This window comes from Bradyrhizobium sp. CSA112 (genome assembly GCF_029051645.1).
Classification (GTDB): domain Bacteria; phylum Pseudomonadota; class Alphaproteobacteria; order Rhizobiales; family Xanthobacteraceae; genus Bradyrhizobium.
On sequence record NZ_JAACFS010000039.1, the window covers coordinates 63,842 to 72,955 of the forward strand.

Below are 9,114 nucleotides of genomic sequence, written 5' to 3' on the forward strand. Positions count from 1 at the left end.
GGTCACGACCATCTCGCGCCATTGATAGGCCGCGGCGTATGGGTCCCTGCGTTCGCAGGGACGACATAGCTTTCTACACCCTCTCCACCCCGCACCATTCCGCGATGAACAGCGCGGTGGCCTTGGTCGACTTCCGCAGCGACTCCAGCTCGACATACTCGTTGAAGCCGTGCATCGCAGCGCCCTTCGCGCCGAAGCAGAGGCTTGGGATGTTGTAATTCAATCCATAAAAGCGCGTGTCCGTGAGCGCGGTGAACGCCCGGTCCGGCACTGCGCCGCCGTAGACGGCGTCGAACGCCTTGGCGAACGCAGCTTCCGGCTCGGCGGAATTCACCAGTTCATATCCTTCCGACAAAAAGCCGGACCATTCGACCTGCGGCGGGTTGTTGGAGAGGAATCGATGGTCACGCGCGGCGGCCGAGACGCAGGCCACAATCTCCTTCTGGCATTCGGCGATCGACCAGCCCGGCAGCACCGCGATGCGGCAATCGACGTCGCACCAGGCCGGCACGCTGGAGGCCCAATCGCCGCCCTTGATGATGCCGGGGTTGAAGTTGAGCGGATGGGCGACCGCCTTGAAATGGCGGTCCGCCTTGGCGCGCTCGTTCCAGTCGGCCTCGAGCGTTTGCAGCGCATGGATCAGATGATACGCCGCCATGATCGCATTGGCGCCGGCGCCGGCCTCGAACACGTGCACGGGGAAGCCACGCACCTTCAGGCGAAACCAGATCACGCCGACCTGGGAGCGAACCATCGTCTCGCCGGTCGGCTCCGGAATGAAGCAGGCGTCCGCACGGTAGCCACGCTGCAAGGTCGAGAGTGCGCCGACGCCGGTGCTCTCTTCTTCGATCACAGACTGGAAGTGAATGCGCGCCGTAGGCTTCAGCCCTGCGGCCTTGATCGCGTCCAGCGCATAGAGCGCGCCGATGGTGCCGGACTTCATGTCGCAAGCGCCGCGGCCATACATCTTGCCGTCCTTGATGACCGGCGAGAATGGCGGCGTCTCCCACATGTCGAGGGGGCCTGCCGGAACGACGTCGCAGTGGCCCTGCAGGATCAGCGATTTGCCGGCATTGTTCGTCGGGCGATAAGTGCCGACCACGGTGCGGGCTTTCGAGAAGTCATGCTCGATCGGGCCGAAGCCACGCAGGTCCTTCAGATCCTCGACGTCGATATGCCAGTCGTCGACCTCATAGCCGCGCTGGCGCAGGAGGTCGCCGATCATGTCCTGGCAGGGCCCTTCCGCGCCGCGGGTAGACGGAATCGCAACGAAATCCCCCGTCGTCGCCAGTTGCGCATCAAAGCCGGCGTCGACGGCATCGAGGATTTTCTGTTGCGTATCGGTCGTCATGCGGCAGCTCCAGTCGGGAATTTGGGAAGGCGGGAGCGCCACCCTACCCCGATCTCAGCCGCCCGCGTAATGCGCAAAATGTGCATCCCGCAATGCATCTTCGAGCAGGCGGCCTTCCGAATAGCCGCGCAGCGACGCCGGGCGCTCGACGCCGTCAAGAAGCCGCGGACAGGGTTCCGGCCGGCCCAGCACGGTGCGCACCGGAATGCGCTCGGCATAGATAGGCAGTTCGTAGTCCTCATCGTCGTCGGCGACGCCCTTCGACCTGATCTTGGCGGACGCCTGCTCGATTTCCATCGCAATCACCGACGTCGCCTTGATCTCCTGCGTCGTGCTTTGTCGCAGGCTCCCCGTCCGATCGGGAAAGAAGCGATCGACCATGGCGACCAGCGCATGTTCCTTCTCGCCTTCGTCGGTGACGAGATAGGCGGTACCGAACGCCATCACCGCGCGGTAGTCCGCCGAATGATTGAAGCCGCAGCGGGCCAGCACGAGGCTGTCGAGATGCGCAACCGTGAGACAGACCCTTTGGCCTTCGGATTGATTTCGCAGCATGCGGCTGGCGCTGCTGCCGTGCCAGTACAGCTTGCTCCCCTCCCGCCAGAAGAAGGTCGGCGTGCAATAGGGCTGGCCGTCGATCACGTAGGAAACGTGACACAGCATCGAAGCGTCCAGCAGGCCGTGGACGGTCGCGTGATCGTAGAAGCCGCGATCATGGCGCCGCTTCACCTGGTTTCGCGACGAAAGCGGGTAGGCGTGGGTGGTCACGGCAACTCCTGTCGGGATTGGATGCAATTGTTGAGAGTTGTACCGGCCAATTTGGTCTGCGATAGTGCCAATTCCATGCGAAAAATTCCGACCAATTCTCGGCCGTCGCAGCGCAAGGCCGAGCTGGCGCTCGACCTATCCGGTCCGCACGTGACGCCGGGCGCCTCCTCCCAGCACCGGCTCTATCAGGCGCTGTGCCACGCCATCACGGGCGGGATCGCAAAACCCGGCGAGCCGCTGCCGCCGTCGCGCACGCTGGCGAAGCAGACCGGCTTCCGTCGCAATGCCGTCACCTCGGCCTATGAACGGCTGATCGCGGATGGCTTTGCGGTAGCCACCGTCGGCTCCGGCACCTTCGTCGCCGCGCGCATTCCCGCCCGCGTTAACGATGCGCGCAAGACGAAGATCGCGATCGATGCGCCGCAGCAGGGCGCGCTCGCCCTCGGCTGCACGCATATCGATGAAAGGGCGCTGCAGCGCTTCAGGTCGTTTGCCGGCCGGCGCATGCGCGCTTTCGGCAACGAGCATCTGCAGTATGGCGACCCGCGAGGCAGCCGCGAATTGCGCGCCGCGATTGCCGATCATTTGTTATCGGCGCGCGGGCTGCGTTGCGACCCGGATCAGATCATGCTGACGTCGGGAACGCAGCACGCATTGCGGATTGTACTGGGCGCGATCCTCAAGTCAGGCGATCAGATCTGGTGCGAGGATCCCGGCTATCCCGCCGCGCGAAAGGCGATCGAACATTGCGGCCTGCGCCCCGTCTCCGTACCGGTCGACGCCTCAGGCATGATCGTCGCCAAAGGCCGGGCGCTTGCTCCTTCGGCGGGCGCGGCCTACGTCACACCCTCGCACCAGTTTCCGCTCGGTGTGCAGATGTCGATGGCGCGGCGGCTCGAACTGCTCGATTGGGCGAAGGATGCGGACGCCTTCGTGTTCGAAGACGATTACGACAGCGAGTTCAGATATGACGGCGCGCCCTTACTGTCGCTCGCCGGCATCGATCACCTCTCGCGCGTCATCTATATGGGCACGTTTGCAAAGACATTGTTTCCCGGATTGCGCATCGGATACTGCGCACTGCCCGAGCGACTGGTCGGACCGGTGACGACGGCCCGCGCCGCGCTCGACCGCTTTCCCGGCACACTGCTTGAAGGCGCGGTGGCGGACATGTTGAATTCCGGCGCGTTCGCGGCAAACCTGCGCCGGGTGCGCGGGCTTTACCGCGAAGCGCGCGACGTCCTGGCTTCGACCTTGTCGGCTGCATCGGACGGGCTTCTATCGGTACCGGTGCCCTCACAGGGCCTGCATCTGGTCGCGCGGTTCGATCCGTCGATCGATCCGTCGGTTGCCGCCAACGCAAAGGCCGACGCCGGCGTCGCGGGCTGGCTGCTGGCGGAAACCTATTTTCGCGCGCGTCCGCTGCCGGGATTCGTCCTCGGCTTTGCCGGCCATCCGCTGCCGCAACTGATTGCGTCGGCCGAACGGCTGGCGAAGTCATCGATAGCGGCCTTGCGGACAAACCGCAAAGCAAACAGCGGAACTGGTGTCAGAAGGCTGAAGTCCGCGACATAACCGTCGCGGCTGGCGCAGCACGACTCGCGCTATGAGAATCGCCGCCGCGTCACTAAGGTCGCCGCCCGAGGGCGTGCAGATCAATGTCGGGCCCGATGGGCTGAAGATCAAGACCAAGTGAACGAGGCCGGAATGATGACGACAAAGGCTGCTCGATCGCTTGCCCTGCCCGCCGGCATCGCGCTGTGGCTCCTTACGAGTCCCGCCCTGGCCCAGGTGGCTTCGCGCGAACAGGACATTATCGACCTGCGGCTCGGCCAGCGCGTGCTGGTCGACGACGGATCGTGCCCGGCCGGGCAGATCAAGGAAGTCCAGGGCTCGCAGATGACGACGTCAGGCGTGCTCCGCACCCGCAAATGCATTCCGCGGCTCGGTACCAAGCGGAGATAATCACGCGCGCCCGCACTGACCGATGACCTCACCGCTGCGGCGAAGAATGACAGGTCGGTAAAGAGAGGCTTCGTGCGTGAGCGCGACGCGCTGATGTTATTGGTTCGGCGCCGGCTCGAACATGCACTGCAATGTCGGCTTGGCGATCTTGGTGAAGGTCGGGCCGATCTCGGATCGCTTTGATGGCGGGACCCATGCCGTCTCGATCGTCGGCACCCCGGTCTCGCTGATGCCGCGCAACAGCGCCTCGCGCAGGTCGGCATCTTCCACGGTCGCCGCGGCGTAGTCGTGCAGACAGCCGCAAACGCTTTCGGGGTGCGCCCAGCGTCCGACCATATGGGGTGCGCAGAGGCGTACAAACTCGCCGCGTGGATCGGGCACCTTGAACAGGGAACGGAACGAGGTCTGCGGCGGCTGAAACTGGACCTGAGCCTGCGCCGCGCCGTTGAGAAGAAGGGAAGCCAGGATCGCTGCAGAACAAATACGTACGAGCATACACGGCCTTTATCGGCGATCTTTTGCGGAGGATCCGTTCGCTTAGTTGGCGGCCACGACCATCGGCTGGGATGCCGGGGCCGCAACCGGCGAACCATTATAGGCGAAGGTGCCGACACCAGGCAGAGCCTGATCTGAAGAACCAGCCATCGAGGGGCCTGCCAGGACAAAGGCGAAGGCTAGGATGAAGCTGAAGGTCCGCATCTGACTGTCTCCGGTGATCCCTGGCCGGCGGTGTCCGCCGTCTCGTTGGCTATCTGGATAGCCATCGGCTGTTTCCGGACATCTGCACCAAAACGGAAAATGGTTTCATCACACAGGAGAATTGTTTCATCGAGCTGCCGGACGAAACATTGGCGGCAAAAAATTCAATGAATTCAGTCGGGGCGCATTCGCTTCAGATGGTCCGGCTGAACATCGCAGGCAGCCAATCAGGGCCGCTTTGGCGCCCGTCCGGTCGACGAGGACTGCCTCGTTCGATGGCTGATCGGATGAACCGAAGCTTCGGTCGGGCCGACTCACCCGAATGCCGTGCAACCTTGCGCGCGCTTGTGCGTTGTGACCCCTCCTCAACAAAGGATGGCAGTCGTGGGTAGTGGCAACAACGATGTTGGCAATGCAACCCCGACCCGCAAGCTCGGCCAGCCGGCGGTCGAAAATTCGTCCGTGAGTGATGGCTCCGAAATGCGGATCGATCCTTCCCTGAAGACAGGGCGCCAAGGAAAGACTTCAGAGCATCCGGCAAGCGTTTGTGGTGCGATGTCTCAGCAAGGCAGCGAATTTCGCGGCAATGTATCGGCGCCGCAGAAATTCGTGCATCTGGTCGGTTGCCGCGACCGCAAGGTCGGAACCGGCCTGGAGCCCCGCCAATATTCCAATCCGGTCAAACGGTAAGCCCGAAGCCCTCATCCCGAATCCGATCTCGGCTTCCGGACCCGATCTCGGATCCTGGCTGGCATCGTACTTACTGGAAGAACTCACCGCATTTCTGAACCGCGATGTCGCCGGCTCCCCAGGGCATGATCGGCACCGAAGATGTTGAGTTTTTGGGTGAACCTTCGATCAGTTTGTCCGAATAGACCATGTAGACCAGCACGTTGCGTTTGGCGTCGCAGCCGCGAACGATCTGCATCTTCTTGAAGAACAGCGAGCGGCGTTGGCGGAACATGTCATCGCCCTGCTCCAGTTTGTGCTTGAACTTGACGGGGCCGATCTGGCGGCACGCCAGCGAAATGTCCGACACCTCCTCGGCGAGGCCGAGCCAGCCCTTGAAGCCGCCCTTCTCCGGCACCGTGAAGTGACAGGCCACCCCGTCGACCTCGGGATCGTCGACGGCGTAGGTCGCGAGCTTGTCGTTCGGGCTCAGCCACTTGAACACGGTCGAGCGGCGAAAGATCAGGTCGGGCTCATCGGCGGCCGACGCCGGGCTCGCCTGCCACAATGTCAACGCCAACACCACCAAGGCCGCCCTTCTCCACTTCCTGTCACACTTAACGATGGCCTTGGATGTCATTGAAATCTCCGCTGAAGGGCTCGCCGCCTATGTAGTGCCGGAAAGTGGAACAGAAAGGCCGCAGCGGACTTGAAGGCCGCAGTGCCGCCTTACGGATGGCGTCAGATTGACCCAAGCGCCGTTTAACGGAATGTGAGGCTTTTTTGCTACGATCGGAGCGAAAAGCGCTGAAATTATAAGGCCTATGCTGGTGAACGCTTTTCGCCTCTGCGACAACAAATGAGTAAGCAGGACAGTAGGTTCGAGTAACTGGATTTGAGGACTATGCGCGTGAGCGGGCATCGATTTTTCAGTGCGAGTATCGCGAGCGCGACCATTTCGAAGCAGCGATTTTGGCAGATTGCGATGTTGACCGCGGCCGGCTCGGTTGCCGCCGCTCCCCACGCGGATGCCGCCGCCATGTTCTACTGGCAGGATTCCGATCCCGGCTACTACCGGCCCGCGCCGATGGTGCAGCCGCGCAAGCCGAAGGTGCGCCGGCCGCCAGCCAAGACCGAGACGGCCATCAAGGAAACCAACGCCAAGCCGCAGGGGCCGCTGATCATCGCCGTTTCGATCGAGCAGCAGAGGGTTCGCGTTTACGACGCCAAAGGGCTGTTCGCAGAAAGCCCGGTGTCGACAGGCATGAAGGGTCATTCGACCCCGATGGGCGTGTTCAGCGTCATCCAGAAGCACAAGATGCACCGCTCAAACATCTACAGCGGCGCACCGATGCCTTACATGCAGCGCATCACCTGGTCGGGCATTGCGATGCATGCCGGTGTCTTGCCCGGCTATCCGGCGTCGCATGGCTGCATCCGCATGCCGACGGCGTTTGCGATAAAGATGTGGAACTGGACCAGGATGGGCGCGCGCGTCATCATCACGCCCGGCCAGATCACGCCAGCCAGTTTCTCCCACCCGTTGCTCGCGGCGCAGAAAATCGTGCCGCAGCCTCTTCTCGCCGACGATCCGGCAAATGATGCGCCCGCGGTGAAGGGCGACAAGGGCGCAGATGCGGGCCGTGAGATCGAGGCCGCGAATTCGCAGGCCAGCCTCGATCTTCGACCGACCGTCGGGCACGCAGCTCCGTTGCGCGAACAGACTCACACCGCGGATGCCCGCAGCGCGCAGCCGGCGACCAACACGGTCGTATCAGATGCAACGCCGTCTGCGGCCCGCGTCCAGCCCGGCAGCGATACGTCGAACGCGGAAGCCAAGGCGGACGCACCGAAGTCCGATCCGGCAGCCAACGCGGCTGACGCCAGCGAAGCGCAAGTCGAAATGAGCGCGGTAGCGAAATCCGAGGAGGCCCCCACGGCGGCGATTACCAATGCGGCGCCTGCCAGGACCGAAGCGCCGAAGATCGAGGAAGCCGAGACGCCTAAAGCCAAGGCTGCTGAATCCAAGCCTACCGCCGAAAAGCCCGCCGAACCGGTCACCGGTGCACCGGCTGCTGCTCCCGACGTGAAGAAAGATCCGGCGCGTCTGCCCGGCGCGGAAAAGGCTGCCAGGGCGGAGCCGCCGCGGCGTCCCGGCCAGATTGCGGTGTTCGTGAGCCGCAAGGATTCCAAGCTCTACGTTCGCGAGAACTTCAAGCCGCAGTTCGAGGTGCCGGTGACCATCGCGCCGAGCGACCGTCCGTTGGGCACCCATGTGTTCACCGTCGAGGCCGATAAGAACGATCCCAACCTGTTGCGCTGGTCGGTAGTCTCGCTACCGGTTACGGTGCGCAACACAGCCCGGAGCGACGAGGACAACCGCACAGCCGGCCGCCGCAAGATGGCCGCGCCTGCCGAGGCCAAGCCACGGCTGGTGCCGAACAGCCCGGCCGAGGCGCTGGATCGCATCACCGTCGCACCCGAGGCAATGACGCGGATCGCCGAGGCGCTGACCACCGGCGGCTCGATCATCGTGTCCGATCTCGGCGTCACCCAGGGCGGCGAAACCGGCGAAGGGACCGACTTCGTCGTACCGCTGAGATGATTAGTCTGACGCGTTTTCTTGACGCGAACCGGTATCCACCCACGGATCAAGTCCGAGGGCATGCTTCGCTTGAAAACGCTATGGATCGCATAACGCCTTGTTGAGCGCCAGCGGCCTGCGCGTTGCGCTATGCTTCGCGCTGTTGAACCACAGCCGAGGCTTCCCATGATGGACCGCAGGAGCGTGATAACCGCGGCGCTGGCCGCGATCGCAGCCGTCACCTCCAACAGGCGATCCCTGGCGCAGGCTGCCATGAGCCGGATCACGGCTTATGCGTTTTCATTTCCGGCATTATCCGGCGGCGATATCCGGCTGTCCGAATTTGCCGGCCGGCCGATCCTGATCGTCAACACCGCTTCGCTTTGTGGCTACACGCCGCAATATGGCGGGCTGCAGGAACTGTGGACCGAGTTTCACGGCCGCGGCCTGATGATCGTCGGCATCCCCTCCAACGATTTCGGCGGCCAGGAGCCGGGCGGCGCAACCGAAATCACCGCGACCACGCAAAACCATCACGTCACCTTTCCGATCGCCGCGAAGGCCGTCGTCAAGGGACCGAACGCACATCCGTTTTACAAATGGGCGGCGGAAGCGCGGCCGAAGGATGTTCCACGATGGAACTTCCACAAATACCTGATCGGACGTGACGGCTATATCGCCGACGTCTTCCCGGAATCCGTTGACCCCGTAGATACACGGGTGAAAACCGCCATCGCGCGGGCGCTGGCGGCTTCCTGAATCGAATTAACCCCTCCTGGTGACAAATTCGGCTGGGCGTAGTCGCAGCGGTTGCGTTGGCGCACCTGCTCCAACTAGGCTACTATCTGCTTCGGGGAATGGAGGCAGACCGGATCACGGCAAAGCCGCGACCCGGGAGCGGGATAAGGAAAGCAAGATGCGCATTCGGGCAGGGATGATTTTTGCTGGCGCGATTTCGCTGCTGGCATCGAGCGCGGCGTGGTCGCAGACACCAGCCGCCAAAGGCACGGCCGCTCCGCAGGCGGCTCCAGCACCGATCCCTGTGGCAGCGCCCGCCCCGACCCGCCCGCCCTGCAAC

At 63.3% G+C, this 9,114-nt stretch carries 10 protein-coding genes; 5 read left to right on the forward strand and 5 right to left on the reverse strand.

Annotated elements, in window-relative coordinates:
* Positions 1-73: 73 nt before the first annotated feature.
* Complete coding sequence (locus GWE18_RS35970) at positions 74-1,351, reverse strand: ArgE/DapE family deacylase (RefSeq protein WP_275190392.1); 1,278 nt, start codon at positions 1,349-1,351, stop codon at positions 74-76.
* Between the two features lie 54 nt (positions 1,352-1,405).
* Positions 1,406-2,119: a pyridoxamine 5'-phosphate oxidase family protein gene (locus GWE18_RS35975; protein ID WP_275190393.1), complete on the reverse strand. Its 714-nt coding sequence runs from the start codon at positions 2,117-2,119 to the stop codon at positions 1,406-1,408.
* Positions 2,120-2,194: 75 nt separating this feature from the next.
* Here GWE18_RS35975 and GWE18_RS35980 point away from each other — a divergent pair, with 75 nt between their 5' ends.
* Positions 2,195-3,694, forward strand: a complete 1,500-nt coding sequence (locus GWE18_RS35980) for a PLP-dependent aminotransferase family protein (RefSeq protein WP_275190394.1) — start codon at positions 2,195-2,197, stop codon at positions 3,692-3,694.
* A 135-nt stretch (positions 3,695-3,829) separates the two neighbouring features.
* On the forward strand, positions 3,830-4,084 hold the full coding sequence (locus GWE18_RS35985; protein WP_275190404.1) for a DUF6719 family protein: 255 nt from the start codon (positions 3,830-3,832) through the stop codon (positions 4,082-4,084).
* Positions 4,085-4,180: 96 nt separating this feature from the next.
* On the opposite strand, the gene GWE18_RS35990 is transcribed toward GWE18_RS35985, so the two are convergent.
* Together GWE18_RS35990 and GWE18_RS35995 are read right to left on the reverse strand one after the other, a co-directional pair.
* Entirely contained in the window at positions 4,181-4,579 is a 399-nt protein-coding gene (locus tag GWE18_RS35990; protein ID WP_275190395.1) for a hypothetical protein, read from the reverse strand.
* A gap of 42 nt (positions 4,580-4,621) precedes the next feature.
* Positions 4,622-4,783, reverse strand: a complete 162-nt coding sequence (locus tag GWE18_RS35995; RefSeq protein WP_275190396.1) for a hypothetical protein — start codon at positions 4,781-4,783, stop codon at positions 4,622-4,624.
* A 480-nt stretch (positions 4,784-5,263) separates the two neighbouring features.
* Here GWE18_RS35995 and GWE18_RS36000 point away from each other — a divergent pair, with 480 nt between their 5' ends.
* Positions 5,264-5,473 (forward strand): hypothetical protein, encoded by a 210-nt coding sequence (locus GWE18_RS36000; protein ID WP_275190397.1) that lies wholly within the window; start codon positions 5,264-5,266, stop codon positions 5,471-5,473.
* A gap of 70 nt (positions 5,474-5,543) precedes the next feature.
* Here the strand turns inward: GWE18_RS36000 and GWE18_RS36005 are convergent, their stop codons facing one another.
* Positions 5,544-6,092, reverse strand: coding sequence for a CreA family protein (locus GWE18_RS36005; RefSeq protein WP_275190398.1), 549 nt, complete (start codon positions 6,090-6,092; stop codon positions 5,544-5,546).
* 345 nt (positions 6,093-6,437) lie between these two features.
* Between GWE18_RS36005 and GWE18_RS36010 the strand changes: the two genes are divergently transcribed.
* Both GWE18_RS36010 and GWE18_RS36015 read left to right on the forward strand, forming a co-directional pair.
* The gene (locus GWE18_RS36010) at positions 6,438-8,057 is read left to right on the forward strand and encodes a L,D-transpeptidase (protein ID WP_275190399.1); all 1,620 of its coding nucleotides are present in this window, start codon (positions 6,438-6,440) and stop codon (positions 8,055-8,057) included.
* Positions 8,058-8,222: 165 nt separating this feature from the next.
* Positions 8,223-8,795: a glutathione peroxidase gene (locus tag GWE18_RS36015; protein WP_275190400.1), complete on the forward strand. Its 573-nt coding sequence runs from the start codon at positions 8,223-8,225 to the stop codon at positions 8,793-8,795.
* Positions 8,796-9,114: the final 319 nt, after the last annotated feature.